The sequence below is a fragment of the Curtobacterium sp. MCPF17_021 genome (assembly GCF_003234605.2).
In the GTDB taxonomy this organism is placed as follows: domain Bacteria; phylum Actinomycetota; class Actinomycetes; order Actinomycetales; family Microbacteriaceae; genus Curtobacterium; species Curtobacterium flaccumfaciens.
Window position 1 is genome coordinate 1,350,882 of record NZ_CP126252.1, and the last position, 25,992, is coordinate 1,376,873.

General features: G+C 72.0%; 26 protein-coding genes. 16 read left to right on the forward strand and 10 right to left on the reverse strand.

Annotation, left to right across the window (positions count from 1 at the left end; genetic code table 11):
- Positions 1–28 precede the first annotated feature (28 nt).
- Both DEJ29_RS06475 and DEJ29_RS06480 read left to right on the forward strand, forming a co-directional pair.
- On the forward strand, positions 29–1,138 hold the full coding sequence (locus tag DEJ29_RS06475; protein WP_110864824.1) for a fatty acid desaturase family protein: 1,110 nt from the start codon (positions 29–31) through the stop codon (positions 1,136–1,138).
- A gap of 4 nt (positions 1,139–1,142) precedes the next feature.
- Positions 1,143–1,364 (forward strand): cold-shock protein, encoded by a 222-nt coding sequence (locus tag DEJ29_RS06480; RefSeq protein ID WP_306789659.1) that lies wholly within the window; start codon positions 1,143–1,145, stop codon positions 1,362–1,364.
- Positions 1,365–2,074: 710 nt separating this feature from the next.
- Here the strand turns inward: DEJ29_RS06480 and DEJ29_RS06485 are convergent.
- The gene (locus DEJ29_RS06485) at positions 2,075–2,758 is read right to left on the reverse strand and encodes a hypothetical protein (RefSeq protein ID WP_110865654.1); all 684 of its coding nucleotides are present in this window, start codon (positions 2,756–2,758) and stop codon (positions 2,075–2,077) included.
- 197 nt (positions 2,759–2,955) lie between these two features.
- On the opposite strand from DEJ29_RS06485, the gene DEJ29_RS06490 reads away from it, so the two are divergent.
- From DEJ29_RS06490 to DEJ29_RS06510, 5 genes are read left to right on the forward strand one after another with little or no spacing between them, the layout of a single operon-like run.
- The gene (locus DEJ29_RS06490) at positions 2,956–3,471 is read left to right on the forward strand and encodes a GNAT family N-acetyltransferase (protein WP_111095979.1); all 516 of its coding nucleotides are present in this window, start codon (positions 2,956–2,958) and stop codon (positions 3,469–3,471) included.
- Positions 3,468–4,130 (forward strand): HAD-IA family hydrolase, encoded by a 663-nt coding sequence (locus DEJ29_RS06495; protein WP_111095980.1) that lies wholly within the window; start codon positions 3,468–3,470, stop codon positions 4,128–4,130. The genes DEJ29_RS06490 and DEJ29_RS06495 overlap by 4 nt, the downstream gene beginning before the upstream one ends.
- Positions 4,127–4,777 (forward strand): HAD family hydrolase, encoded by a 651-nt coding sequence (locus tag DEJ29_RS06500; RefSeq protein WP_111095981.1) that lies wholly within the window; start codon positions 4,127–4,129, stop codon positions 4,775–4,777. The genes DEJ29_RS06495 and DEJ29_RS06500 overlap by 4 nt, the downstream gene beginning before the upstream one ends.
- Before the next feature lie 19 nt (positions 4,778–4,796).
- On the forward strand, positions 4,797–6,545 hold the full coding sequence (locus DEJ29_RS06505; protein ID WP_111095982.1) for an AMP-binding protein: 1,749 nt from the start codon (positions 4,797–4,799) through the stop codon (positions 6,543–6,545).
- Positions 6,546–6,572: 27 nt separating this feature from the next.
- Positions 6,573–7,430, forward strand: a complete 858-nt coding sequence (locus DEJ29_RS06510) for a hypothetical protein (protein WP_111095983.1) — start codon at positions 6,573–6,575, stop codon at positions 7,428–7,430.
- On the opposite strand, the gene DEJ29_RS06515 is transcribed toward DEJ29_RS06510, so the two are convergent.
- Both DEJ29_RS06515 and DEJ29_RS06520 read right to left on the reverse strand, forming a co-directional pair.
- A complete protein-coding gene (locus tag DEJ29_RS06515; protein ID WP_111095984.1) occupies positions 7,431–8,660 on the reverse strand; it encodes an MFS transporter in 1,230 nt (409 codons plus the stop codon).
- Positions 8,657–9,190, reverse strand: a complete 534-nt coding sequence (locus DEJ29_RS06520; protein WP_111095985.1) for an ArsR/SmtB family transcription factor — start codon at positions 9,188–9,190, stop codon at positions 8,657–8,659. The genes DEJ29_RS06515 and DEJ29_RS06520 overlap by 4 nt, the downstream gene beginning before the upstream one ends.
- Before the next feature lie 289 nt (positions 9,191–9,479).
- Between DEJ29_RS06520 and DEJ29_RS06525 the strand changes: the two genes are divergently transcribed.
- The 3 genes from DEJ29_RS06525 to DEJ29_RS06535 all read left to right on the forward strand — a co-directional run bounded on the left by DEJ29_RS06525 (position 9,480) and on the right by DEJ29_RS06535 (position 11,855).
- On the forward strand, positions 9,480–10,412 hold the full coding sequence (locus tag DEJ29_RS06525; RefSeq protein ID WP_111095987.1) for an ABC transporter ATP-binding protein: 933 nt from the start codon (positions 9,480–9,482) through the stop codon (positions 10,410–10,412).
- Entirely contained in the window at positions 10,409–11,272 is an 864-nt protein-coding gene (locus tag DEJ29_RS06530; RefSeq protein WP_111055522.1) for an ABC transporter permease, read from the forward strand. The genes DEJ29_RS06525 and DEJ29_RS06530 overlap by 4 nt, the downstream gene beginning before the upstream one ends.
- 94 nt (positions 11,273–11,366) lie before the next feature.
- Positions 11,367–11,855 carry a hypothetical protein gene (locus DEJ29_RS06535; RefSeq protein ID WP_111095988.1) on the forward strand — a complete coding sequence of 163 codons (489 nt, stop codon included), beginning with the start codon at positions 11,367–11,369 and terminating at the stop codon, positions 11,853–11,855.
- 12 nt (positions 11,856–11,867) lie between these two features.
- Here the strand turns inward: DEJ29_RS06535 and DEJ29_RS06540 are convergent, their stop codons facing one another.
- A complete protein-coding gene (locus DEJ29_RS06540) occupies positions 11,868–12,473 on the reverse strand; it encodes a dihydrofolate reductase family protein (protein WP_111095989.1) in 606 nt (201 codons plus the stop codon).
- Positions 12,474–12,577: 104 nt separating this feature from the next.
- Between DEJ29_RS06540 and DEJ29_RS06545 the strand changes: the two genes are divergently transcribed.
- Positions 12,578–14,533: a glycoside hydrolase family 43 protein gene (locus DEJ29_RS06545; RefSeq protein WP_111095990.1), complete on the forward strand. Its 1,956-nt coding sequence runs from the start codon at positions 12,578–12,580 to the stop codon at positions 14,531–14,533.
- A 208-nt stretch (positions 14,534–14,741) separates the two neighbouring features.
- Here DEJ29_RS06545 and DEJ29_RS06550 read toward each other — a convergent pair whose 3' ends face one another.
- Positions 14,742–15,161, reverse strand: a complete 420-nt coding sequence (locus DEJ29_RS06550) for a CBS domain-containing protein (RefSeq protein ID WP_111095991.1) — start codon at positions 15,159–15,161, stop codon at positions 14,742–14,744.
- 248 nt (positions 15,162–15,409) lie between these two features.
- Here DEJ29_RS06550 and DEJ29_RS06555 point away from each other — a divergent pair, with 248 nt between their 5' ends.
- Positions 15,410–16,822 carry a protein kinase domain-containing protein gene (locus DEJ29_RS06555; RefSeq protein WP_284174174.1) on the forward strand — a complete coding sequence of 471 codons (1,413 nt, stop codon included), beginning with the start codon at positions 15,410–15,412 and terminating at the stop codon, positions 16,820–16,822.
- A gap of 594 nt (positions 16,823–17,416) precedes the next feature.
- On the opposite strand, the gene DEJ29_RS06560 is transcribed toward DEJ29_RS06555, so the two are convergent.
- The gene (locus DEJ29_RS06560; RefSeq protein WP_111095992.1) at positions 17,417–18,214 is read right to left on the reverse strand and encodes an SDR family NAD(P)-dependent oxidoreductase; all 798 of its coding nucleotides are present in this window, start codon (positions 18,212–18,214) and stop codon (positions 17,417–17,419) included.
- 110 nt (positions 18,215–18,324) lie between these two features.
- Here DEJ29_RS06560 and DEJ29_RS06565 point away from each other — a divergent pair, with 110 nt between their 5' ends.
- Together DEJ29_RS06565 and DEJ29_RS06570 are read left to right on the forward strand one after the other, a co-directional pair.
- Positions 18,325–19,230 carry an AraC family transcriptional regulator gene (locus DEJ29_RS06565; protein ID WP_110865578.1) on the forward strand — a complete coding sequence of 302 codons (906 nt, stop codon included), beginning with the start codon at positions 18,325–18,327 and terminating at the stop codon, positions 19,228–19,230.
- Positions 19,231–19,363: 133 nt separating this feature from the next.
- Positions 19,364–19,576: a PLDc N-terminal domain-containing protein gene (locus DEJ29_RS06570; RefSeq protein ID WP_258376034.1), complete on the forward strand. Its 213-nt coding sequence runs from the start codon at positions 19,364–19,366 to the stop codon at positions 19,574–19,576.
- 6 nt (positions 19,577–19,582) lie between these two features.
- On the opposite strand, the gene DEJ29_RS06575 is transcribed toward DEJ29_RS06570, so the two are convergent.
- From DEJ29_RS06575 to DEJ29_RS06590, 4 genes are all read right to left on the reverse strand, one after another.
- Positions 19,583–20,068 (reverse strand): tetratricopeptide repeat protein, encoded by a 486-nt coding sequence (locus DEJ29_RS06575; RefSeq protein WP_111095994.1) that lies wholly within the window; start codon positions 20,066–20,068, stop codon positions 19,583–19,585.
- Positions 20,065–20,874, reverse strand: a complete 810-nt coding sequence (locus DEJ29_RS06580; protein WP_111095995.1) for a DUF6807 domain-containing protein — start codon at positions 20,872–20,874, stop codon at positions 20,065–20,067. Before DEJ29_RS06580 ends, DEJ29_RS06575 begins: the two co-directional genes overlap by 4 nt.
- A 10-nt stretch (positions 20,875–20,884) precedes the next feature.
- A complete protein-coding gene (locus DEJ29_RS06585; protein ID WP_111095996.1) occupies positions 20,885–21,562 on the reverse strand; it encodes a class I SAM-dependent methyltransferase in 678 nt (225 codons plus the stop codon).
- 207 nt (positions 21,563–21,769) lie between these two features.
- The gene (locus DEJ29_RS06590; RefSeq protein WP_110865573.1) at positions 21,770–22,519 is read right to left on the reverse strand and encodes a FadR/GntR family transcriptional regulator; all 750 of its coding nucleotides are present in this window, start codon (positions 22,517–22,519) and stop codon (positions 21,770–21,772) included.
- Positions 22,520–22,803: 284 nt separating this feature from the next.
- Here DEJ29_RS06590 and DEJ29_RS06595 point away from each other — a divergent pair, with 284 nt between their 5' ends.
- Positions 22,804–24,222 carry an MFS transporter gene (locus DEJ29_RS06595; protein ID WP_111024851.1) on the forward strand — a complete coding sequence of 473 codons (1,419 nt, stop codon included), beginning with the start codon at positions 22,804–22,806 and terminating at the stop codon, positions 24,220–24,222.
- Complete coding sequence (locus DEJ29_RS06600) at positions 24,219–25,982, forward strand: dihydroxyacetone kinase family protein (RefSeq protein ID WP_111095997.1); 1,764 nt, start codon at positions 24,219–24,221, stop codon at positions 25,980–25,982. The genes DEJ29_RS06595 and DEJ29_RS06600 overlap by 4 nt, the downstream gene beginning before the upstream one ends.
- The last annotated feature ends 10 nt before the right edge of the window (positions 25,983–25,992 follow it).

Sequence of the window (25,992 nt, forward strand, 5' to 3'; positions counted from 1 at the left end):
GACCGATCCGTACCGGAAGGCGGTCCACATGACCACCACTCCGCTCGCTCCGGGTTACACCCGCACTCGTCCCGCTACGGGTGCCCGCAAGGGCACCTCGACCTACTCCGCGCTCCTGGCGCAGGTGAAGGAGAACGGCCTCCTGCGCCGTCGTACCGGTTTCTACTGGGCACTGTTCGGCGCACTCGTCGGCAGCCTCGCCCTCACCTGGGTCGCGTTCGCGTTCCTCGGCGACTCGTGGTTCCAGCTCATCGTGGCCGGTGCGCTGGGCGTGCTGTTCACACAGTTCGCGTTCCTGTCGCACGAAGCCGCGCACCGCCAGGTGTTCGAGTCCCAGAAGTGGAACGACCGCGCGGGCCGCTGGCTCGGCACGTTCCTCGTGGGCCTCAGCTACTCGTGGTGGATGAACAAGCACACCCGCCACCACGGCAACCCGAACACCGTCGGCAAGGACCCCGACATCGCCCCCGACGGCATCCGCTTCCTGCCGGAGGACGCCGCCGCCGTCAAGGGTGGCGCCATGAAGACCTTCATGCGCTTCCAGGGGTGGCTCTTCTTCCCCCTCCTCACGCTCGAGGGCCTGAACCTGCACCGCTACGCCGTGATGTCCATCGTCACCGGCAACGGCACCAAGGCCGACAAGAAGCACCGCCTCATCGAAGGCGCCCTGCTGGTGGCCCGTTTCGCGATCTACCTGACGGTGGTGTTCTGGTTCTTGCCGTTCGGGATGGCGTGTGCGTTCCTCGGGGTGCAGCTGGCCGTGTTCGGCGTGATGATGGGCGCTTCGTTCGCCCCGAACCACAAGGGCATGCCGACCATCGCCCACGACGCGAAGGTCGACTTCTTCTCCCGCCAGGTGCGCACCTCGCGCAACATCCGTGGCGGCTGGTGGGTGTCGTTCCTGATGGGTGGGCTGAACTACCAGGTCGAGCACCACCTGTTCCCGTCGATGCCGCGTCCGGCGCTGAAGCAGGCTCGCCTGCTCGTGCGTGACCACTGCGACACCCTCGACGTTCCGTACACCGAGACCACGCTGCTGCGCTCGTACGGCATCGTCGTCCGGTACCTCAACCGCGTCGGCCTCGCCGCCCGCGACCCCTTCGCGTGCCCCATGGTCGCGCAGCTGCGCATCCACTGACGCCGTGCTGACCGCCATGCCCACGGGCACCGTCAAGTGGTTCGACCACAGCAAGGGGTTCGGCTTCATCCACCCCGACGACGGGTCCCAGGACCTGTTCGCGCACTTCTCCAGCATCGTCGCGGCGACCGGTTCCCGGCCGCTCGCCCAGGACGACCACGTGCAGTACGAGATCGGGCCCGGCAAGAAGGGCCCGCAGGCGGACAACATCTCGATCATCCGCTGATCGGCACCACCACGAGCAACGCCCCGACCGGTCCGGTCGGGGCGTTGCTCGTTGCGCGGACGTGGCCGCGGCCGCGGCCGCGGCCGACCGAGTCTCGCCCTGCCGGACACGTTGCGTGACCCGGCATCCGCAGGGTGTCGGCGGAACCGAGTCTCGGCAGGGGCCGCCGGCCCGGCGCACCACGGGACGGACGGGAGGCCCGGTGTCAGCTGGCACCGTCCCTCCCGGCACGGCCGTCGAGCCGCTGGCGAGTGACGGCGGAACCGGCGGATGGGCCCTCCCGTCTGCCTGCGCGCAGTCCACGGCTGCGGGCTGGGCTGTCTTTCGCGCTGAGCGACAGACCACGCGGACGCGACCGCGTGAGGTGCCGCCCAGCCCGTGACGACGGCGGCGGCCGCTGGCCCGGCGTACCCACACGACGGACGGGAGGCCCGGTGCCAGCTGGCACTGGGCCTCCCGTCCGTCTGTGCGCCCGTTCTTTCCCATCGCGCGCGTGTTGGTTCGCAAGAACGGGCGTACCTGGTCGAAAGAACCGACCAGGTACGCCCGATTCCGCCAGGTACGCCCGGTTCCGCTGGGTACACGCGGTCCCACCAGGTACGCCCGTTTCCGCCAGGTACGCCCGGTACCGCTCGACGCACGAGCCGCAACGCAAGTCGGCCCGGGCCACGCTGCTGCGTGGTCCGGGCCGACTGTGGTGGTGCGGGGTGTTACTTGATCTGGGCGGTGATGGTGGCGGTGCCGACGAGGAGGCCGCGCTTGACGGCGTCGGTGCCGAAGGTCTTGTTCAGCAGGCCGGCGGCGTCTTCGGAGATGTGGACGGTGGTGCCGGTGAGGATGGCGTTGTCGCCCTCGAGCTGGAGGGGCTTGAGGGAGCCGCCGTGCAGCTCGAACAGGAACGCGTTGGCCGCGGCGACCTTGCCGTTGACGAGGACGTCGCCGTAGAGCTTGGACGAGCCCGGGTTCACGACGAAGTTCTCCAGCGTGACGGTGGTGTCGCCGGCCTTCAGGGTCAGACCCGAGTCGTCGTGGTTCAGCAGGCCCTGCACGTACGGGCGGTAGTTGCCATCCGGCGACCAGTAGGTGACCGACCCGGCGGTGATCGGGAACGACACCGACCCGTCAGCCAGGGTCGCATCGCCCGAGACGCCGGGGGTGAGCTTGAGGGCGGTGAGGGCGTCGGTGAAGCCGGAGTCGAGCTTCACGGCGGTGGAGCCACCGAGGACCTCGGGGACCGAGGCGACGGGTGCGGGGATCTTCGACTCGGACGACGAGGACACCGTGTGCACGTTCGGGGTCGCGGCCTGGGCGGAGGAGATCCCGAACGCGGCACCGCCGAGGACGAGGGCGCCGGTCGTGGCGAGGGTGATGGAGGTCTTGAGGCTCTTACGCATCGTGATCAGTCCTTTGCTGTTGTCGCGCTCGGCGCGGCTGCTGTGCGCGCCGAACACACCCTTGGATGGGGTGGAGAACCAGCGATGTGCGGCTGGTGAGCGCTCCGGGTGTTTCCCGGTCGTTGCAGGTGATTCGGCGTCGTCCGCCAGTCGGATTGGAACGATTTCTCCGGGCCTGCCACCCCTAGGCTCGGGTCATGCGGGGAACGACGATCCGACCGACCACGGAGGACGACTGGGAGTCCGTGCGGGCACTGCGGCTGGAGATGCTCCGGGACACCCCGAAGGCGTACGGGGAGCGGCTTGCCGACGCGGAGCGGCTGCAGGAGCGTGACTGGCGTCGACGCGGCCGCCGTGAGCACGACGTCGGCGGGACGACTCTCGCCGCGATCGGTGCCGACGGCCGGTGGATCGGGACGATGGGGGTGTTCGTCCCCGGCCCCCGCGTCGGGCCGCTCCTGGTCGGCGTCTACGTCGCACCGTCGCACCGGGGTCGTTCCGCCGGTGTCGCCGATGCGTTGCTCGACGAGATCGAGGTGTGGGCGGCGGCGCACGGATCGGCCCTTCGGCTGCACGTGCACGAGGGGAACACCCGCGCGCAGGCCTTCTACGCCCGACGTGGCTACGAGCCGACAGGTGCGACCGAGGCGTACGTCCTCGATCCGAGCGAACTCGAGCTCGAGATGATCCGGCAGCTGCGGGGATCGCTGTGACCGGCGGGACGGCCAGGGCCGCGGGGTCCGCCGTGCGGTGGCTGCTGTCCGACGTGGGCGGCGTCCTCGAACTCGTGGACGACGCCGCCTGGCCCGGACGCTTCCGGGCGCGGTGGGCCGAGCGTCTCGGGATGACGACGGACGACTTCTCCGCACGCCTCACTGCGGCCGACCTGCCGGACGCCTCCCGCCAGACCGGCGTCGTCGACCGGTACTGGTGTGCGATCGGTACGGCGCTCGGGCTGGGGGCCGACCAGCTCGCCGTCATGCGGGCCGACTTCTGGGATGCGTACTGCGGAACGCTGAACCAGCCGTTGTACGACTTCCTCGCCGGACTCCGCGGAACGATCGGCCTCGCGATCCTGTCGAACTCTGGCGATGGTGCTCGCGAGGAAGAGGAGCGGCGCTTCCGGTTCTCGGCGGTGTTCGATCCGATCTGCTACTCCCACGAGATCGGCGTGAACAAGCCCGACGCCGAGGCGTTCCGCATCACGCTCGAGCGCTTGGGGGCGGACCCGGACGAGGTGTTCTTCGTGGACGACGTGCCCGAGAACATCGAGGCCGCACGTGCGCTCGGCATCGGGGCGCACTTGCATGTCGACACCGACGAGACGATCCGGGTGCTCGAGGCGGTCGTGCGGGGGAGCGGTCAGCATTGACCGTCGGCATCGTGTTCTTCGACGTCGACGGAACCCTCGTCAGCCCCGGTTCCAGCAGCAGTTTCCTGGCCGCCCGGTTCGGGCACCAGGACGCGCTCGACGATGCAGAAGCCCGCTACGCCGACGGCGGTCTCACCAACCAGCAGGTCAGTGAGGTCGACGCACGCGGGTGGCGTGGCACGTCCGTCGCGACGGTCGACCGGTGGCTCGACGGCCTGCCGGTGTTGCCCGGAACCGAGACCGTCGTCGCGTGGTGCCGTGCCCACGACGTCGAACCCGTGCTCGCGTCGCTCGCGTGGCAGCCCGTGACCCGTTCCCTCGCGCGGCGGTTCGGGTTCGTCCCGAACGGCGGGCCCCGCGTGGGGGAGCACCGCGGCATCCACGACGGCACCGTCGCCGAGCACTTCGACGAGTTCGACAAACGGGACCGGGCGCTCGCGCTCGCTCGCGACCTCGGTGTGCCGATCGAACACTGCTGCGCCATCGGCGACAGCCGCTCGGACATCCCGCTCTTCCAGGCGCTCCCCAGTGCGTTGGCGCTCAACGCGGGTCCGGCGGCACGTGCGGCCGCGAGTGACGCGATCGACGCGGAAGACCTCTGGCGCATCGTTCCCTGGCTCGACCGCTGGCTCCGGGAACTCGCCTGATCGATCGGCTCTGAGACGGATGCGGCATGATCGGTCCGTGCCTGATGTGAACCCGACTGCCGCGTACCGTGCCGCCCGCGACCAGCTCCTTGCCGCGGACTCTCCCGAAGCGGCACGCGCCGGGTTCCGCTGGCCGGACGTCGGCGACACGTTCAACTGGGCGACCGACTGGTTCGACGTCATCGCGACCGACAACAGCCGCACCGCGCTCTGGATCGTCGAGGAGGATGGCCGTGAGCAGCGGTTCAGCTACGCCGAGATGGCCGCACGGTCCGATCGGCTCGCCGCGCGCCTGCACGGCTTCGGCGTGCAGCAGGGCGACCACGTCCTCGTCATGCTCGGTAACCAGCTCGAGCTCTGGGAGACCATGCTCGCCGTGATCAAGCTCGGTGCGGTCATCCTGCCGACGTCGACCATGCTCGACACGGCCGACCTGCAGGACCGCGTCGACCGGGGCTCAGTGGCGCACGTCGTCACGAACCGGAGCGAGACGCACAAGTACGACGACGTCCGCGGGTCCTTCACACGCATCGTCATCGGCGGTCCCGCTGACGGGTGGACGGAGTACCCGAGCGACCTGGGCGAGCCCGCTCCCGCCGACGAGGTCCGTCCCCACGTCGTCACCCGCACGACCGACCCGTGCCTGGTCTACTTCACGTCCGGCACGACGTCGAAGCCGAAGATGGTCGTGCACACCCATACGTCGTACCCGGTCGGGCACCTCAGCACGATGTACTGGCTCGGCGTCCGGCCCGGTGACGTGCACCTGACGATCAGCTCGCCCGGGTGGGGCAAGCACGCCTGGAGCTGCTTCTTCGCGCCGTGGATCGCGGAGGCCACCGTGTTCATCCACAACACCGCGCGCTTCGACCCCGCCGCACTCCTCGCGCAGCTCGAGCGGGCCGAGGTCAATACGTTCTGCGCGCCGCCGACCGCGTGGCGGATGATGCTGCAGTCCGACCTCGGCGTGAAGCCGCGGGCGCTCCGCGAGCTCATCTCGGCCGGCGAGCCGCTCAACCCCGAGGTCATCGGCCGGGTCGAAGCGGCGTGGGGGCTCACCATCCGCGACGGCTACGGGCAGACCGAGACCACGGCGATCATCGGCAACGCCCCGGGCGCCGCCGTGACGCCCGGCGCGATGGGCAAGCCGCTCCCCGGCGTGACCGTGACGCTGCTCGACCCCGTCACCGGCGAGCCGGGCGACGAGGGTGAGGTCTGCCTCGACCTCACCGAGCGGCCCGTCAACCTGATGGCCGAGTACCTCGGCGACCCCGACCGCACGGCATCGTCGATGCGCGACGGATTGTTCCACACCGGCGACATCGCCGTCCGTGACGCCGACGGCGAGCTGACCTTCATCGGCCGCACCGACGACGTGTTCAAGTCCTCGGACTACAAGGTGTCGCCGTTCGAGGTCGAGAGCGCCCTGCTGCAGCACCCGGCCGTGGCCGAGAGCGCGGTCGTCCCGGCCCCTGACGACGCCCGTCTGAACGTCGTCAAGGCGTACGTCACGTTGGCCACCGGATGGGAGGCGTCGGCCGAGACCGCCAGGCAGGTCCTGGAGTACGCACGCACGGCTCTCCCCGCCTACGCGCGCGTCCGCCGCGTCGAGTTCGCGGAGCTCCCGAAGACCATCTCGGGCAAGATCCGCCGCGTGGAGCTGCGGGAGCGCGAGGAGCAGTCGGTGAGCAACGGCACGCGCGCCGAGGGCGAGTGGCGCGACGACGAGTTCCCCGGCCTCCGAGCACCCCGCCCGCAGGCGAGCTGACCCGCACGGGCACCGAGGGCTCGGCACGTGGAACTGATCAAGGACGTCACGCGCGGCGACTGGTTGCTGGCCCGAGCCGGCGCGTTCGCCACGTTCGGCGGCGTCGCGGGCACCGGGTTCGAGGCGTACGCCCGGATCCTGCACCCGCTCCGAGCGGATCGCGAGGACCGGACGACCGTGGACGAGCACGACGAGCACCCGGTCCTCGAGTCGGCCGAGTGGCGCTGGGCCGACGTCGCCGAGCGCACCCGTCGGACGATCGACCCGCTCGTGTCGTGGCAGACGCTCAGCGGTCGGGACGACGAGTCGGACCTGCCCTTCGAGGACGGCTGGGTCGTCCATCCGCCCGAAGAGGGGTGGTACGAGCCGACGCAACTCGCCGCGCTCACCGAGCTTCTCGCCGACGCGACGTCGACGCCGGACGACCTGGTCGGGGCGGTCTGGGACGGATGGGGCGACCTGAACGGGACGTCGACGTTGGGCTTCGGGTGGCAGGGGAGCGGCGAGCCGACGGCGGCCGAGCGCGTGGATATGCAGGCGCACATGGCCCGGGCCCAGGCGCAGCACCGGCGGGAGCAGGCTGCGCTCCGGGAGTCGCTCGCGGGTCCGCGCTTCCTGTGGCCGGCACGCGAGTGCTTCCTGCTCTCCATGTCCCTGCCGCAGCTCAGCGACCCGTCCTGGACGGACGACGCCCGCGTGGGCACGTACGTCGATTTCGGGCACACCCCGCAGATGCTCTGGCCCGAGGGGCACGAGTGGGTGCTCGCCACCGAGATCGACTGGGACTCGACGATCGTCGCAGGCTCACGGTCACTCGTCGACGCGGTCCTCGCCGACGCCCGGTTCGAGGCGTACGAGGTCGACGCGGACGCTTCCCCGGGTTGATCAGACCGGCAGGGCCACCTCGGTGGTCACGCGCCGGACACTCCGTGTGGACGCGGCGACCACGGTGGCGACGACGATGACGACGGCGCAACCGATCAGGGTCGCGGGCGTGCCGACCGCGTGCGCCAGCGGTCCCACCAGGGCCTCGCCGAGCGGGACGGCGACGAACGACCCGACCATGTCGTACGAGTAGACCCGCGACAGCACGGCCCGGGGCACGTTCGACTGCAGCGCGTGGTCCCAGGCGATCGCGAACAGCTCGATGGCCACCCCGCCCAGGGCGAACGCGACGAGCAGGGTCGGCAGGGCCGGTGCGCCAGCGAGCGCCACGACGGGGAGCGCGGTCACGGCCATCAGGGCGACGCCGATGCCGAGGGCGTGCCGCGGCCGCCACCGCAGCGCGATCAGCGCTCCGAGCGCCAGACCGACGGTCTGCGCGGCGACGACGAGTCCCCAACCCGCCCTGCCGAACGAACCGTCCGCGACCACCGGACCCAGCACGGTGGTGGCACCCACGAAGGCGGCGTTGAGCACCGCGAACTGGGCGACCACCGTCCAGACCCAGCGTCGTCCCGCGAACTCGACCCATCCCTCCCGGATGTCCGCGATCACCGACGGGCGGTCGGCCGGCGCGACGGACGTGCGACGTGGCAGTCGGATCCGTGCGTACAGGGATGCAGCGACGGCGAAGCCGGCGGCGTCCACCGCCAATCCCCACCCGGCGCCGACGAGCGCCACCATGCCGGCGCCGGCGGAGGCCCCGACGATGGTGCCGGCGTTGATGCTCAACCGGATCACGGCGTTCGCCGGACGGAGCAGTGACTCGGGCACGGTCTCGGGGACCATGGCAGCGGTCGTCGGCAGGCTGACCGCGGCGACCGCACCGTTCAGGATGCTCAGGACGACGAGGAGCGGGACCGTCGCGGTGCCGGTCAGGACCAGCGCGGCGACGGCGCCCTGCGTCAGGGCAGCACCGAGTGACGTGGCGACGAGCACGACGTCACGGGGGAGACGGTCGGCGATGACCCCGCCGAACAGCAGGACCGCGACGTTCGCGACCGAACGTGCGGCCACGACGAGGCCGAGGTCGACGGGTGAGCCGGTGAGGTCGAGGACGGCGAACGCCAACGCGATCGGGGCGACGGCGTTGCCGAGGATGCTCACCGTGCGGGCGGCGAGCAGCCAACGGAACGGCGCGTGCCGGAGGACGCCCGTGGTCGGCGTGCTCACGGTCGCCGCATCGGGAACATCGAGACGGTCATCGACACCGGGACGGTGCCCGGGGTACGGGGGCGCTGCGCTGCGGCGTGGAGCAGGGCAGAGGCCTGGCCGACGTGGTGCACCACGCGACGCCACGTCTCGGGGCCGACCCACAGTTCGGCGTCGGTGGAGACGCCGGGCCCTGTGGTCCGCTGTCGAACGCGTCGCCGGAGCTCCTCGACCTGCGCCTCGACGTAGACGAGCTGGTCCTCGATCGAGACGTCCTCGGCGCCACTGCCGGATCGGGCGTCGGGGTCGAACGCCCGCGACGACGACTCGTGCCGGTACCGCTTCGCCTCGCCGCCCCGGAGCCGGACGACCTCGACGACGGCGATCAGCCCGGCCCGTTCGAGGACACGCAGGTGGTAGCTCGCGGTGGCCTGCGAGAGACCGAGCTCCCGTGCGGCCTCGGCTGCGCTCATCGCGGAGCTCGTCACCAGCGAGAGCAGGCGGAGCCGTATCGGGTGGGCGGTCGCCCGGAGGGACTGGAGGCTGGACATGTGCCCATCGTTGCCCCCGCACCCGGTACCGTCAAATGGCTCTTTGGGGGTCGTCCGGACTGATCTGCGCTGCGACCTTTCGCGCCCAGCGACACCTCACGGCCGGCCGCGCGCGTGAACTGTCGCCCAGCACGAAAACCCGCGCGACGCCGATGCCGACCCGCGCCCGCACCCACGCGCCGCGCCCCGGCCCCAGCGCCCCAGCACCCCCCGCGTCACCCTGTGGGAGCACACATCTCCCCCCAACGGCGGACGCGGCGCCGACGGCCGCTCCCGTAGCGTCGAGGCCGTGATCGAAGTCAGCCATCTCACCAAACAGTACGGTCCGAAGACCGCCGTGGACGACGTCTCCTTCGTCGTGCGTCCCGGCAGTGTGACCGGCTTCCTCGGGCCCAACGGCGCCGGGAAGTCCACCACGATGCGCATGATCATGGGGCTCGACCGGCCCACGTCGGGCACAGCCACCGTGAACGGCCAGCCGTACACGAGCTTCCGCGACCCGCTCCGGCAGGTCGGCGCCCTGCTCGAGGCGAAGGCCGTGCACTCGGGCCGCAGCGCCTACAACCACCTGCTCTCGCTCGCGGCGACCCACGGCATCCCGAAGTCCCGCGTGCACGAGGTCATCGACATGACCGGCCTCGACTCCGTCGCGAAGAAGCGCGTCGGCGGGTTCTCGCTCGGCATGGGGCAGCGCCTGGGAATCGCTGCCGCACTGCTCGGCGACCCGAAGACCCTGATCCTCGACGAGCCGGTCAACGGCCTCGACCCCGACGGTGTCGTGTGGGTGCGTCAGCTCGCTCGCCGCATGGCCGCCGACGGCCGCACGGTGTTCCTCTCCAGCCACCTGATGAGCGAGATGGCGCAGACCGCCGACCGCGTGGTCGTGCTCGGCCGGGGCAAGGTCCTCGCCGACGCCCCGATCGCCGAGTTCGTCGCCGGTGGTGGCGCCGCTGCAGGCACCGATGCCGCCGTCAGCCGTGTCATCGTCCGCACGCCGGACCCGAACGGCCTGTTCAACGCCATCGGCCCGAACGCCGCGGTCACCCAGCGCGAGGACGGCTCGTTCCTCGTCGTCGGGCCCGACGCACCGACGGTCGGCAACATCGCCGCACAGGCAGGCGTCCCCCTGCACGAACTCACCCCGACCGGCGCGAGCCTGGAGGAGGCCTACATGGCCCTCACCCGCGACGACGTCGAGTACCGATCGGAGGGCACCCGATGAGCGCCACCACCTCGCCCACCACGCCGTCGACCCGGATGTCCGGCTCGACCCGCCTGTCGTTCCCGCACCTGGTGCGGAGCGAGTGGATCAAGCTGCGCAGCATCCGGTCCACGTTCTGGTGCTACGCGATCCTGGTCGTCCTCACGATCGGCATGGCCGCGCTGATCGGGGCGAACACGAACAGCGGCGGCCAGGAGCTGCCGACGGACCTCGCCAACGGCACCTTCGTGAACGCCAACGCCGTGGGTGTCCTGCTCTCGTCGCTCGTCGTCGGCGTGCTCGGCGTCCTCATCATCACCGGTGAGTACGGCACGGGCCAGGTCCGCTCGACCTTCACCGCAGACCCGCGGCGCACCGGCGTGATCCTGGCGAAGGCCACCGTCCTCGCCATCGCGACCTTCGTCGTCAGCGCCGTCGCCACCTGGATCGGCGTCCTCATCTCGCTCCCGCTACTGGCCGGCAACGGTGTCGAGCCGGAGCTCGGTGACCCGTCGGTGTTCCTGCCGATCCTCGGTTCGTCGGTCTTCCTGACCCTGCTGGCGCTCCTCGCGTACGGCATCGGTCTGCTCGTCCGGTCGAGCGCCGGCGGCATCGCGATCACGCTCGGCCTCCTGCTGGTCGTTCCGGGGGTGCTCGCACTCATGAGCGGACTGATGAAGGTCGACTGGCCGATGGACATCGCGGCATTCCTGCCCGACTCGGCCGGCGGCCAGCTCTACGCCTACTCGTACGACGGCGCGAGCACGGTCGACAACAGCGGGGTCGTGCTGAACGGCTGGGGCGGCTTCGGCGTCCTCGCCGCCGAGGTGCTCGTCGTCGGTGGCCTCGCCCTGACGCTCGCGCGCCGTCGCGACGTCTGACGCGACCACCCCACGGCCGGGAGGCGCGGTGCCAGCCGGCACCGCGCCTCCCGTCGTTCCGCGGGCGGGTCCACCGCGTCACTAGGCTCACAGCGTGCGTTCCGTCCCCGCCCTGCTCCTGCCCGCGAGCGCTGGTGTGCTCCTGCTGGCCGGCTGCGCCGGGCCGCCGCCCGTCGACGAGGCAGCGCTGTCCGCCTGGGAGAAGCGCCAGATGGCCACCCACTCGGACCGGGATCTCGGGGCGATGTCCGCCGACGAGTCCGCCGGGCAGAGCGCGACGGGGAACGACGACGAGATCGACCGCGGCGTCACGATCACGTTCGCGCACCCGGAAACGGTCGACCACCTCGAGTTCTCGTGCTTCGGTGACGGGCACATGAGCGGTTCCGTCATGATCGTCTCCGGTGGCACCTCTCGGAACCACATCACCGAGGCGATGCCCTGCGGCGACGGAGAGCAACGCATCGACCTGCGGCGAACCTGGCGTGCCGAGGTCGACAGCGTCTCCTTCAACGGGTTCGACAGCGACCGGGACAGCGCCTGGAACGTTCGCGTGATCGGCGCAGAGCCCGTCGAGGACTGACCCCCCGAGCGCTCAGGACCGCCGGACGTCGTACCGGTGCAGGGTGACGCCGTTGTCGTAGCGCTGCTGCTCGAGCAGGTCGAGCTGCACGAGCGGGCGGTGCCCCGAGCGCGGCGGATCGAACAACGGGCGGCCGGCGCCGAGCACCGACGGGTGCGTGAAGAGCATGACCTCGTCGAGCAGCCCGGCATCGAGCAGCTGACTCGCGATGCTCGGTCCGCCCACGCCGATGTCGCCCTCGCCGGCGGCACGGATCGCAGCCAGCTCGGCGATCGCGTCGTCGTCGCCGCCGATGACCCGGGTGTCGTGGTCGGCGGTGGTCCGTGTGCGGGACACCAGGATCTTCGGCTGCGCCGTCCAGATCTCGCCGTACTCGCGCAGGTACTGCGGCATCGACTCGTCGTGCCGGGCATCCGGCCAGAACGGGTCCATCATGTCGCGGACCACCCGGCCCTCGACGGACAGGGTCATCGCGGCGGCGCGGGCGTTGAACTCGCGGTGCAGCGGCTCGTCGATGCGGATCCAGTCGGGTCCGTCGAGTCCGTCGTGCTCGCCGGGGGCCCGTTCGACGAACCCGTCGACGGAGACGTTGATCCAGTAGACGAACCTCGCGGGCATGGCATGACTCCTTCGTCGAGCCGAGCGTACGCTCGCGCACGTCGCCCGTCGACACCCGCAGTCCCTCCAGCAGCACCTCCCTCAACGACGAGAGCAGGTCAGGCATGCGCCGATCGTCCACCGCACTCCTCGCCGTCGTGACGTTCCTCGGCGTCGCGACCACGGGCCTCCAGGCCGCACCAGCGGATGCGTCCGCGGTGCCGGGCGGGACCACCCGGGCGACCACGACCACGACCGTGGCGTCAAGCGCCGCCAGCCGGCACGGCCGCGCGGCGCCCAGCCACCAGAACCCGGTCGCGCTCAGCCTGCCCGACGGGCAGACGGCGTCGAGCTGCGCGGACCCGACCGTGATCCACGGAGCCGGACGCGACCGCAACTGGTACCTGTACTGCACCACCGACGCGCTCACCGCGACGGAGCAGAACCCGGACGGGTCCCTGGTGCAGCACGCGGTGCCCACGTACCGGTCGACCGACCTGACCCACTGGACGTACGTCAACGATGCCTTCCCGACGAAGCCCGCCTGGGTGGGCGACGCGAACGGGATCTGGGCGCCGGACGTCGTGTACCGTGCCGGGGACCGTGGCCGGGCCGGCACCTGGTACCTGTACTACGCGGCCTCGGACACCCCGTCGGCGACGGGGCCGACCGGCGGCGGCTCCGCGGTCGGGGTGGCGACGAGCTCGAGCCCGACGGGGCCGTGGAAGGACTCCGGCGGACCGGTCGTGGCGCCGCAGACCGCACCGAACGGCGACGGAGCGCGGTGGGCGTTCGACCCCGAGGTCATCACGGACAAGGGCACGACCTACCTGTACTTCGGCAGCTACTTCGGCGGCGTGAACGTCCGACGCCTCAGCGCGGACGGCCTGCGCTCCGACCCGTCGACCGAGCGGCAGATCGCGATCGACAACCGCTACGAGGGCGCGTACCTGATGCGGCACGGCGGCTGGTGGTACTTCATGGGCTCCGCGACGAACTGCTGCAACGGCGCCCTGACCGGCTACGGCGTCTTCGTCGCCCGGTCGCGCAGCCCGCTCGGACCGTTCACCGACCGCGACGGCGTAGCGATCACGAGCACCCGGGTCGGTGGCACACCCCTGCTCGCGCAGAACGGTAACCGTTGGGTCGGGACCGGCCACAACACCGTGGTCACCGACTACGCCGGGCAGGACTGGATCATCTACCACGCGGCCGATCGCACCGACCCGTACTACGCGGGGCAGCCGACCTACACGAAGCGGCCGGCGCTGATCGACCCGCTCGACTGGCAGGGCGGCTGGCCGGTCGTCCGCGGTGGAGCCGGGCCGTCCGACACGGTGCAGCCGGGGCCGGTCGCGCAGCCGGGGCAACGGCCGACGTACCGGGCGTCGACCGCTCCCGTCGATGTGCCGGGGCGGACGATCCGGGCACTGTCGACCTCGTTCGACGGTGCCGCGCTGCCGGGGGCGGCGCCCGGGGCAGCGCCCGGAGCGCTGCCGGCCCAGCTCGCCTGGACGCGTGCGCCCGACCCGTCCACCTGGACCGTTGCCGACGGCACGTTCCGCTGGCAGACGCAGGACGCCGACATCCACCCGCCGGTGACGCCGCTCGCATCGGTGCTGTCCGAACCGGCGCCCCGTGGGGACTACGTGCTCCAGACCACGGTCGGGGTGGACACCCCGGCCACCGGCGACGGCCTGAACTACGTGCAGGGCGGCCTGATCGTCTGGGGTGACGACGGCAACTACGTCCGGCTCACGTCGAACTCGATCTTCAACACGCGCCAGACGGAGTTCGGCAAGCAGGTGTCCGGGCAACCGGCCGGGGCGCCGAGCTACGGCAACATGGTCGTCGGTCCGGTCGGGGACACCACCACGCTCCGGATCGTGCACCGCGAGGTCGGGGGTGAGGACCGGTACACGGCCTACACGAGCCTGGACGGGCGGCACTTCGTCCGGGGCGGCACCTGGACGGCGGACCTCGGCAGTGCACCCCGCGTCGGGCTCATCTCGCTCGGGGGCCCCGGCTTCACCAGCACCTTCGAGGATCTCCGCGTGAGCACGGTCGCGACGCGTCGCTGACGGCGCGGGTCGGGGCTGCAGAACACCGGTGTCCGCAGATCGAACCGCGGTGACGCGCGTGTTCGATCGGCGAACACCGGTGTGCTGCCCCGCCGCGCTGCCGCTGCAGCCGCGCCGCGCTGCCGCCGCAGCCCCGCCGTGCCTCGCCGCTGCCGCGCAGCCGCCGCTGCCGCCCCGCACCGTCGCGGCTGCCTCGTCGGCGGTCCGGTCAGGCGTCCTCGGAGATCGCGCTCACCGTGTCACCGGTCTCCGCCGCCTCGAGGTTCCGGGCGACGTCGGCCTGGCTGATCATCCCGACCAGCCGGTGCCCGTCGATCACGGGGAGGCGCCGCACCTGGTGCTGCTCCATCGTGGTGAGAGCTTCCCGGACGTCGTCGTCGGCACCGATCGTGACGACCTCGCCGAGTCCCAGGTCCGTGACGGTGAAGTCACCGGGGTTCCCACCCTTCGCGACGCACCCGACCACGATGTCGCGGTCGGTCACGACGCCCTTCAGTCGGTCGTCCTCGCCGCAGATCGGCAGGGCGCCGACGTCCAGGTCGGCCATCTTCTTCGCCGCGTCGACAAGCGTGTCGTTCTCACCGACGCACTCGGCGCCCTCGGTCATGATCTCGCGTGCAGTGGTCATGTCGATCCTCCTCAGGGTCATGGGTCTGTCCGGTTCCCCGGCGTACGCGGTTCCGGTTCAACCCCGACGCAGACCCCGCCGGCGCCCGCGCGGTGCGGACAGCCGACGGCCCGCCTGCCTGCACGGTGCGGCGTCCCGACGAGCCTGCCCCGACGGGCAGGTTCAGCCGGAGAACGTCACCGGTGAACGAGGTACCCGTCGGGATGCGAAGATGCATCGTTGGTGCCGGAGCCGAGAACGAGGGTTGGATGATCCCGACGGAAGACCACGACGCGAGCGCGCCGCTGCTCGACGGTCGGTACCGCGTGGAGCAAGCGATCGGCCAGGGCGGCATGTCCGTCGTCTACCGGGGTGTGGACGAGAGCCTGCACCGCCCGGTCGCGATCAAGCTCTTCCACGCTGGCATCGTCGACATCGCCCGGCAAGAGGCCGAACTCGGCGTACTGGCATCGCTCGAGCACCACAACCTCGTCAGCCTGCTCGACGCCGGAGTCGTCACCGGGCAGGACGGCACGCAGCAGCGCTACATCGTGATGTCGCTCGTCGTCGGGCAGGACCTCGAGGAGCGCCTGGCCGTCGGCCCGCTCGCCTCACGGCACATCGCCGAGATCGGCTACGACATGGCCGAGGCCCTCGACTACATCCACGCCCACGGCGTCGTGCACCGCGACATCAAGCCGTCGAACATCCTGCTCGTCGACTACGGCAACGCCTCCGAGCGGGCCCGCGCACGCCTGACCGACTTCGGCATCGCGCTCGCCGCCGGCGTCGAACGCCTGACCGCCGACGGCGTCACCACCGGCACCGCGGCCTACCTCAGCCCCGAGCAGGCGCGCGGCGGCGAGGTCGGCCCGCCGAGCGACGTCTACTCGCTCGGCCTCGTGCTGCTGCAGTGCTTCACCCGCCGCCGGGAGTTCCCGGGCTCGCTCGTCGAGTCCGCCGTCGCCCGGCTGTCGCGCGACCCCGTGGTCCCCGAGCCCCTGCCCGAGCACTGGAAGCACCTGCTCCGCGCCATGACCGCGCAGGACCCCGCGGCCCGCCCACTCGGCGCCGAGCTGGTCACGATGCTCCGCGACGTCGTGATCGCCGAGACCGCCACGGCCGACCACGTGGTCGAGCCGACCGACGAGACGGCCCCGGTACCGACGCGCCCCGAGACGGACCGCCCGGCGACCCTCGACACCCTGCCCGACGAGTCGCTGCAGCGCACCACGGCGATGGCCGCCCGGCTCTTCGACGCACCGATCGCCCTGGTCGAGGTCCTCGACGAGGACCGCGAGTGGTCCCAGTCGTACATCGCCGAGGGCGTCGACGAGGCAGCCCGCAGCATCAGCTTCCGCAACGGCTTCGCCCCGGTCCCCGTCCCCGTCGTGATCCCGGACGGCTCCGCACACCCCGAGATGCGGAACAGCCCCCTGGTCACCGGTCCGCTCGGCATCCGCTTCTACGTCAGCGTCCCGCTCGTCAAGCACGACGGCTCGCCGATCGGCACGCTCGCCGTGCTCGACACCCGTCCGCGGCAGGCCACCGAGGACGACCTCGCGAACCTCCGCGACCTGGCGGCGCTCGCCGTGTCGCAGCTCGAGATCCGCCAGGAGTCCCTCCGCACGACCAGCGACTCGCTGCCGGTCCCACGGGTGGTCGGCGACCACACCGCCTGACGGGAGGCCCGGTGCCAGCCCGCACCGCGCCTCCAGACCGTGTGGTGGTCGCGCCCACCGCCGCGCCCCGCCGTCCGCCGAGCGGTCGCGCCCCGTCGCCCACCGCCCCGCCCACGCCGTCCGCCGAGCGGTCACGATCCGTCGCCTGGCGCGCTCCCGCGCGACGGTCCGTGACCGCACGACCACCCGCCAGCGGCGCGTCGTGACCACTCGCGGACCGATGCCCGGCTGACCGACTCCTGCCGAGCGGGCGAAATGCCCGGTGCCTCCGCGTGCCGACCCAGGTGTTCCGCCCGCTCGCGGTGGTGGGGGTTCGCCCGGGGCGGCTGGCGCTGCCGAGCGGGCGGAATGCCGGGGTGGTTCCGCGGGAGGACCGGGGCATTTCGCCCGTTCGCGGTGGTGGGGGTTCGCGCGGGGCGGCTGGCGCTGCCGAGCGGGCGGAATGCCGGGGTGGTTCCGCGAGAGGACCGGGGCATTTCGCCCGTTCGTGGTGGTGGGGGTTCGCTCGCGTCGGCTGGCGCTGCCGAGCGGGCGGAATGCTGGGGTGCCTCCGCGCGCCGACCCGGGTGTTTCGCCCGCTCGTGCGGGGCGCGCTCAGCCGAGGCGGGTCGCGGCGAGGCCGCCGTCCACGTCGATCGTGGCGCCGTGCACGAAGGTCGCCTCGTCGGAGGCCAGCCAGCGCACGGCGAACGCCACGTCGACCGGTCGGACGGGTGCGCCGGCCGGGGTGCCGGCCGTCATCTGCGCGAGGACGTCGTGCGAGTCCGCGTTGCCCGGTGTCGCGGTGGCCCCGGGCGACACGGTCGACACCCGGACGCCGTGCGGTCCGAACTCGGCTGCCCAGGCGCGGGTCAGCTGCTCGACCGCGGCCTTCGTCGCCGGGTAGAGCGCCGTGAACGGGACGCCGACGCGGGACATCCACGAGCCGATGTTCACGACGACGCCCGAGCCGCGTTCGACCATCGCAGGAGCCAGCGCTCCGACCAGCACGTGCGGCGCGCGGACGTTCGTGGCCCACAGCGCTTCGGCGTCGCCGTCGGCGAGCAGTGCGGTGGGGCCGACCGGGTAGACGCCGGCGTTGTTGACGAGGACGTCGACCCGGCCGCCGAGGGCCTCGGTGGCGCGGGCGGCGAGGTCGCGGACGGCATCGGGGTGGGTGTTCAGGTCGCCGATCACAGCCACGGCGGTTCCTCCGGACACGGTGATGGCGTCCACCACGGCCTGCGTCCGCTCGGGGTCGCGGCCGGCGACGGCGACGGTGGCGCCGGAGGCGGCGAGGACACGGGCGACGGCTTCACCGATGCCGCTCGAGGCGCCGGTGACCAGTGCGGTGCGGCCGGCCAGTCGGTCGTCGGTGGTCAGGGAGTCGAGGAGTGCTTCGTTGGTCTGCATGCTCCGATGCTCGGTCCGACGGACCCGGCGGTGATTGCCCAGGACTCCGGAGTGCCTGCCGGATCCCGCACGGGCACCACTCGCGCCGGATGCCTCGACAGAATGGGCACATGGACGACGTCACCTCGGACCGGCTGGACCGTGCGCTGCAGAGCGTCCTCGCCCACCTGGACGACACGGAGCGCGCCGGACGGATCGGCCTCCGCCTGGCCCGGGTGGACCGTCCGACCGACCTCGGGTACCAGCGCTACACGCCGTCGGTGTCGGTGGTGCTCGCTGGGCGGAAGCGCTCGGTAGTGGGGGATGACGACCAGCTCTGGGGTCGGGAACGCTTCATCATCACGCCCGTCGACCTGCCCGTGATCGCCGGGGTGGTCGAGGTCGAACCACCCGCGGGGTTCGTCGCGGTCGTCTGGCAGCTCGACCCCGCGGTGGTCGCCGAGGTCGCGACGGCGATGTCCCGCCCCCACCAGGACGAGGCGCCGCCGGCACGACTCGGCAGCTGGACCCCGGCCCTGGCGGACGCGTTCGCCCGACTCGTCGGACTGCTCGATGCTCCGGAGGACATGACGGTCCTCGCCCCGCTCGTCACCCGCGAGGTCGTGCTCCGTCTGCTGCAGACCGACCAGGCACCGCGCATCCTGGCCGCGATCGGCAACCGCGACGGCGACGTCGTCGCAGCGGCCACCGCCCTGCTCACCGACCGGTTGGCGGACCCGTGGTCGGTGGCGGGCCTGGCCGCGGCGGTCCGGACGAGCGAGTCGACGCTGTTCGCCCGCTTCCGGCAGGTCACCGGGATGAGCCCGGTGCAGTACCTGCGGCGGCTGCGACTCGGAGAGGCCCGTCGTCGGATGATCGTGCTCGGTGACACCGCCGCCCAGGCTGCGGTCGCGGTGGGGTACCGGAGCGCCTCGCACTTCTCGCGCGACTACCGCGCCCTGCACGGTCGGCCACCGGCTGCCGACGCCGGTCGGGCCCGTGAACTGCTCGCGCGGGGTGAGGTCGCGATCGCCTGATCTGCCAGCGTGATCGCCAGACCGACCCGCGCGGTCAGTCGGACGGATGACGCGGACGAGTCCGGGCAGGCCCTACTGTCATCGATGCGGGCGACGACCGTCGCCGCGGAGAGGACCGCTCGTGTTGACGAACGTGTCGGGAGCACACGCCGTGGTGCTCCTCGTGCTGCTGGCGCTCGAGGCCGTGGCGCTGGTGCAGGTCTGGCGCAACCGTCGCCGGACGCAGGTGGTCAAGGTGTTGTGGACGGTGGTCATCCTCGCGCTGCCCGTGATCGGCGTGCTGGGGTGGGCCGTGAACTGGCTGCTCGGCAAGGCTGCGGACGCGCTCCAGCGCCGGAACGCTTGACGCGCGTCAGTCCTCGGTGAGGGCCGCAGCGTAGGCACGGACGGACCGGTGGTACCGGGGGAGCGTCGGCTCGACGGCTTCGATCGCGACGCGCAGGGCCTCGGCGGAGCGTCCGGCGCTGTGCAGTGCGAGCGCGAGGAACACCCTCGGCGCCGCCCCGGTGGCGGGGTGCTCCGGGGCGTCCCGGAGCATCGCGATGGCGCCGTCGATCCGGCCGAGGTTGCGGAGCGTCGAGGCGTGCTGGACGACCATCCTGGCGGCGCGATCTGGGTCGACGGCGTCCAGGCCGGCCATGGTCGCGGCGGCATACTGCACGTCGGCGTCGGCCTCGTGGCCGCCCGAGTCGAAGGCGCCGCCGAGCTCGAACGCGCCGAGTGCAGGGTGCGGAGCGCCGCCGGCGAGGTCGCGCATCCGCTCGATCCGCTGCTGATCGTCGATCGTCTCGTCGTCCCACAGCGCCGCGACGCGTGACTCCCAGTCCCCGGTGCTCATCCGGCGAGCGTACCGCCGTCGGTGATCGTCGCGCGGAACGAGCGGATCAGCGGAGCGCCGGGCTGCACGACGGCGGGGGCGTCCCACGCCAGTGCCGAGCCCATCGCGGGGTACTCCTCGGCGCGGACGAACCAGGGATCGTGGTGGTCGACGGCCTCGACGCGGATCGTCGCCGGGCCGCCGTCGAACACCGCCGACCAGGTGATCCAGGGTGCGGCCGAGCCGTGCACGGCGGCCTCGCCCTCGGCATCGGCGGTCCGGATGACCACTCCCGTGCACTCGGGGAACCGCCAGAAGAAGCCGCCGTAGCCCGCTCCGGTCCGGCCGTTGCTGCCCGGACCGCCGAGGTGCACGGGGGAGTCACCGGGGGCCCGGAACGACGACGACCAGGACAGTTCCCACCCGCTGGTGACGGCGCGCCAGCGAAGGGTGCGGTCCTCGCGCAGGACCACCGTGCGGTCCGGGCCCTGCCAGACGAGCTGCTCGGCGGACGTCGTGTCGTGCTGCTCCGCGTGCACCACCTCGACCGAGCCGTGGTCGTCATGCCACACGTAGCCGGAGCCGCGGACGTAGGTCCGGCCACCCCAGCAGTTCACGCCGTCGACGTCCGGGATCGCGACGCCGACACCGCAGTGCCAGTCGTGGTCGCCGGGGTGGTGTTCGCTGACGACGGTGCCACCGAGGGTCCGGACCGGGTGCAGGTACGGACGAGGGGACGACGTGGCGATCGTGCCGGCGCCGCTGCGTTCGACGGCGACCTCGACGCCGTCCACGACGAGTCCGCGGATGCCGTCGTCGGTGCTCACGCCACCGACGCTACCCGCGCGTCAGCCGGGCGAGCACGACGCTGTCGAGCACCTCGTGCGGATCACCCTCCGGCGTCGTCGCAGTGCGCGGCCGGACCTCGGCGACCAGGACGTCCCACCGGTCGTCGAGCTGCAGGGCGGCGAGGTCGTCGGCCGGCACGGGGAACCGGTACTCCCGCAGCTCGGGCGGCAGCTCGTCGTGCGGGGGAGCGGCGTGCGCGGTGACGAGCAGGTGCCCACCGGCGGCGACGAAGCCGGCGGCCCGATGCAGGATGTCGGCTCGGGGGATCTCCACCGGCCACGACTGCAGGAACGAGGCCGTCACCAGGTCGAACCGCGCGGCGGTGTCCCACCGGGCGAGGTCCGCGGCGACGAACGCCGTCTGCTCCTGGACCCCGGCGGCGACGGCGGCCCGCGAACCGCGCTGGAGCGCCGTCACGGACAGGTCGATGCCCGTCACGTCCCACCCCTGCTCGGCGAGCCACACCACGTCGCCGCCCTCGCCGCAGCCGAGGTCGAGCGCCCGCCCCACCGGCAGCCCCCAGGTCACCGAGGCGAGCACGGCGTTCACCCGGCCCGACCAGATGCCGTCGCGCTCGGCGTAGCGGGTCTCCCACCACTCCCGGGCGGACGGTGCGGCGGTGGCGTCGTTGGCTCCGGCGGCGGAGCCGTCGTGGTGGGTGTGCATGCACGTACTCCAGCGCACCTGCCGGGCCGGACCCAAGCGGTGTTGCCGACCCGGCAACACCGCACGGTGCGGGGCGGGCGCGACCCGGGCCTCCCGTCCGCCCCGATCGTGAGCAGAAGATGTCGGGTCGGCTCGACGGACCCGACCATTCCTGCTCACGAAGCGCGCGCGCACGAGCACGAGCGCGCGCACGGGCGCGCGCGCCCCCTACTCGTCGGCGGGCAACGGCTCGGCGTGCTCGATGCGGGCGCTCGCCGTGGCCATGTGTTCGTCCATCGCGCGCTGCACGGCGGGCACGTCGCGGGCCCGCAACGCCTCGAAGACGGCGCGGTGCTCGTGGAACGCGGCCTCGGTCGCCTGCCGGGTCTGCACGCGCCGCGCGACCCAGACGCTCAGCATCGAGCGCAGGCTCTGCAGCAGGTCGGCGAGCACGTCGTTGCCCGACGCCCGCGCCAGCAGGACGTGGAACCGGACGTCGGCGTCGATGAAGGCCTGCGGGTCGTCGAGCGTCGCCTCCTGCCGCACCAGGTACTCGCCGAGCTCGGTGATCTGCTCGTCGGTGGCGCGCTGCGCGGCGAGGATCGCGGCCGTGCGCTCCAGCGAGGACCGGATCTCGAGCAGCTCGCGGGTGCGGTTCGACGCGAGCATGAGGCCCCACGACAGGGTCGTCGGGAGCAGGTCCGAGGTGCCTCCGCGCAGGTAGGTGCCCGAGCCGGGGCGGATCTGCACGATGCCCAGGATCTCGAGCGCGGCGAGTGCCTCACGGACGGCCGAGCGTCCGACGCCGAGCCGCTCGGACAGGATCCGCTCCGAGGGCAGTCGTGAGCCGGGGGCCAGCTCGCCGGCGGTGAGCAGCGAGACGAGCTGTCGGGCGACCACCGAGGCGGGGGACCCGACGGGCACGGACTCGAGCTCGAGTCGGATGTTGAGGGGGTCGTCCGGGCTGAACGCGGGCATGGAGTGAGCGTACCGGTCGGTCAACCGGTTGCGGCGGGAGCAGCGCCGAGGCGACCAGCGTCGCGAAGAAGGCAGCGGCGCGGGCGAAATGGTCAACCGGTTGACAAGTTGTCCGACCGCGACGCACACTGGATCAGGCGCGCCGATGCGCCCGCTCTCGATCCGCGCAGCAGCACGGAGCGTCCCCGCGAAGCCGACCGGAACACCCCGGCCCAGCAGCACGGGCCATCCCGGCGCAGCCGCCGGGACGGGAGTCGTACCACCCCCACCGAGCAGGAGTCATCGTGGACATCCCCGCCACGCGAGGCATCCCCACCTCGGTCGTCGAGAAGACGGCCATCCGCAAGATCGCGATCCGCATCGTGCCGTTCGTGGCACTGATGTTCTTCATCAACTTCCTCGACCGCACCGCGATCTCCTTCGCCGCCCCCAACGGCATGGAGGCCGACCTCGGCCTGACCGCCGCCCAGTTCGGCTTCGCGTCCGGTGTGTTCTTCATCGGCTACCTCGTGCTCGAGGTGCCCTCCAACCTGGCGCTGCACAAGTTCGGCGCCCGGATCTGGCTCGCCCGCATCATGATCACGTGGGGCATCGTGTCCCTGCTCTTCACGTGGGTGCAGAACTACCCGCAGCTCGTCGGCCTGCGCTTCCTGCTCGGCATCGCCGAGGCCGGCTTCTTCCCCGGCGCGATCCTGTTCCTGTCGACCTGGGTCCCGGCACGGCACCGCGGCAAGATGCTCGCGCTGTTCTACCTGGCGCAGCCGCTCACGAGCGTCATCGGTTCCCCGCTCGCCGGCTGGCTGATGACCCACGAGGGGATCCTCGGCGGCCTGGCCGGATGGCGCTTCATGTTCCTCTGCGTCTCGATCCCGGCGATCATCGTCGGCGTCCTGTGCCTCTTCGTCCTCAAGGACAAGCCGTCGCAGGCGAAGTGGCTCGACGAGGACGAGAAGGTCTGGCTGGAGACGACGCTCGCTGCCGAGAGCGCCGCGAAGGGCGGCGGCGACGGCCACGGCAAGGGCGGCCTGCGTGCGGCCTTCGGCTCCGGCCGCGTCTGGATGCTCGCCGCGGTGTACTTCGGCTTCATCTACGGCCTCTACGCGCTCAGCTTCTTCCTGCCGACGATCATCGACGGCTTCCAGGAGCAGTTCGGCACCACGTTCGACCTGTTCCAGAAGGGCCTGATCACGGCCATCCCGTACGTGCCCGCCGCGGTGGTCCTGTACTTCTGGTCGCGTGACGCCTTCCGTCGTGGTGTCCGGGTCTGGCACATCGCCGTCCCGGCCCTGGTCGGTGGCCTGAGCATCCCGGTCGCGCTCTACATGAACAGCCCGGCCGCCACCGTCGCGGTCATCGCGATCACCGCGTGTGCGATCTTCGCGGCCCTGCCGAACTTCTGGACGGTCCCCACGCAGTTCCTGACCGGTGCCGCCGCAGCCGCGGGGGTCGCCCTCATCAACACCGTCGGCAATCTCGGTGGGTTCGCCGCCCCGTACATCACGGGTGCGGTGAGCGAGTGGACCGGCGGGTACCAGGTGCCGATGTTCATCGTCGGGTTCTTCATGGTGCTGTCGAGCGTGCTCATGTTCGTGCTCGGCCGGAACACGAAGCGCAACGAAGCGGCCGCCGCGGCGTCCGGAGCCGACACCGCGGTCGCTGCCACGGACGGACCGACCGCCATCGCGAAGGAGGCCGGCGCATGACCCGCCTGTTCAACGACCCGGCGGACTTCGCCGACGAGATGGTGGACGGCTTCGTCGCCGCCAACCACGCCCGGGTGCGCAAGGTGCACGGCGGGGTCGCCCGCTCCACCACCAGCCCCGAGGGCACCGTCGCGCTCGTCGTCGGCGGTGGCTCCGGCCACTACCCGGCCTTCGGTGGCCTCGTCGGGCACGGCCTGGCGGCCGGTGCCGCGATGGGCAACCTGTTCGCCAGCCCGAGCGCCCAGCAGGTCACCGCGGTCGCGAAGGCGTCCGAGCACGGTGGCGGCGTGCTGCTGAGCTACGGCAACTACGCCGGCGACGTCCTCAACTTCGACGCCGCGGCACGGGCACTCGAGGCGCAGGGCATCGACGTCCGCACGGTCCGCGTGACCGACGACGTCGCATGCGCGCCCGCCGACCAGGCGCACAAGCGCCGCGGCATCGCGGGGGACCTCTGCGTGTTCAAGGTGGCCGGCGCGGCCGCGGAACGCGGCGACGACCTCGACGCGGTCACCGCGATCGCGACCCGGGCCAACGACCGCACCCGCAGTTTCGGGGTCGCGTTCTCGGGCTGCTCCCTGCCCGGTGCCGACGAGCCGCTCTTCACCGTCCCCGAGGGGCGCATGGCCATCGGCATGGGCATCCACGGCGAACGCGGCATCGCCGAGGCCGACGTCCCCACCGCGGACGGCCTGGCCGACCTGCTCGTCGACAAACTCCTCACCGAGCGACCCGACGGCACCGGCACCGGCACCGGCACCCGCACCGCACCAGACACCGCAACAGCACCCGCCACCCCCCGCGTCGTCCCGATCCTCAACGGCCTCGGCTCCGTCAAGTACGAGGAACTCTTCGTCGTCTTCGGCGCCGTCCAGCGGAAGCTCACCGACGCCGGCATCGTCGTCGTCGAGCCCGAGGTCGGCGAACTCGTCACCAGCTTCGACATGGCGGGCGTCTCGCTCACCCTGTTCTGGCTCGACGACGAACTCGAGCAGCTCTGGGCCGCCCCCGCCGACGCCCCCGCGTACCGCAAGGGCGGCGCGGTCCCGCAGCAGCCGGTGCCGGTCGAGGTCCTCGAAGCCGGCGTGGTCGTGCCCGTGACGCCGGGCACCGAGGAGTCCCAGGCCGCAGCAGTCAGCGTCGCGAGCGCGATCTCAGCGATCCGCGCCACCATCGACGACCACGCCGACGAGCTCGGCCGCATCGACGCCGTCGCCGGTGACGGCGACCACGGCATCGGCATGCAGCGCGGCTCCACCGCCGCCGACCGTGCGGCACAGGACGCCGCCGCCCGTGGCGCCGGCGCCGGTTCGGTCCTCGCGATCGCCGGCGACGCGTGGTCCGACAAGGCCGGTGGGACGTCCGGTGCGATCTGGGGTGCCGCCCTGGAGGCCCTCGGTCGCGTCCTCGGGGACGAGTCCCGTCCGACACCCGCCACCGTCCAGAGCGCGGTGCACGCCGCCGCCGAAGCCGTCCTGGCCTTCGGAGCCGTCCCCGGCGACAAGACGATGGTCGACGCGCTCGTGCCGTTCGACCAGGTCTTCGCCGCCCGGGTCGACGCCGGCGACGAACTCGTCGACGCCTGGTCGGCCGCCTCGGCCGCAGCACAGACCGCGGCGGACGCCACGGCCGACCTGTTGCCCCGGATGGGCCGTGCCCGCACCCACGGCGAGGACGCCGTCGGCACCCCGGACGCCGGCGCGATCTCCTTCGCGCTCATCACCGCAGCGGTCCTGGCGACCATCGCCGTCCCCGCCTGACCCCCACCAC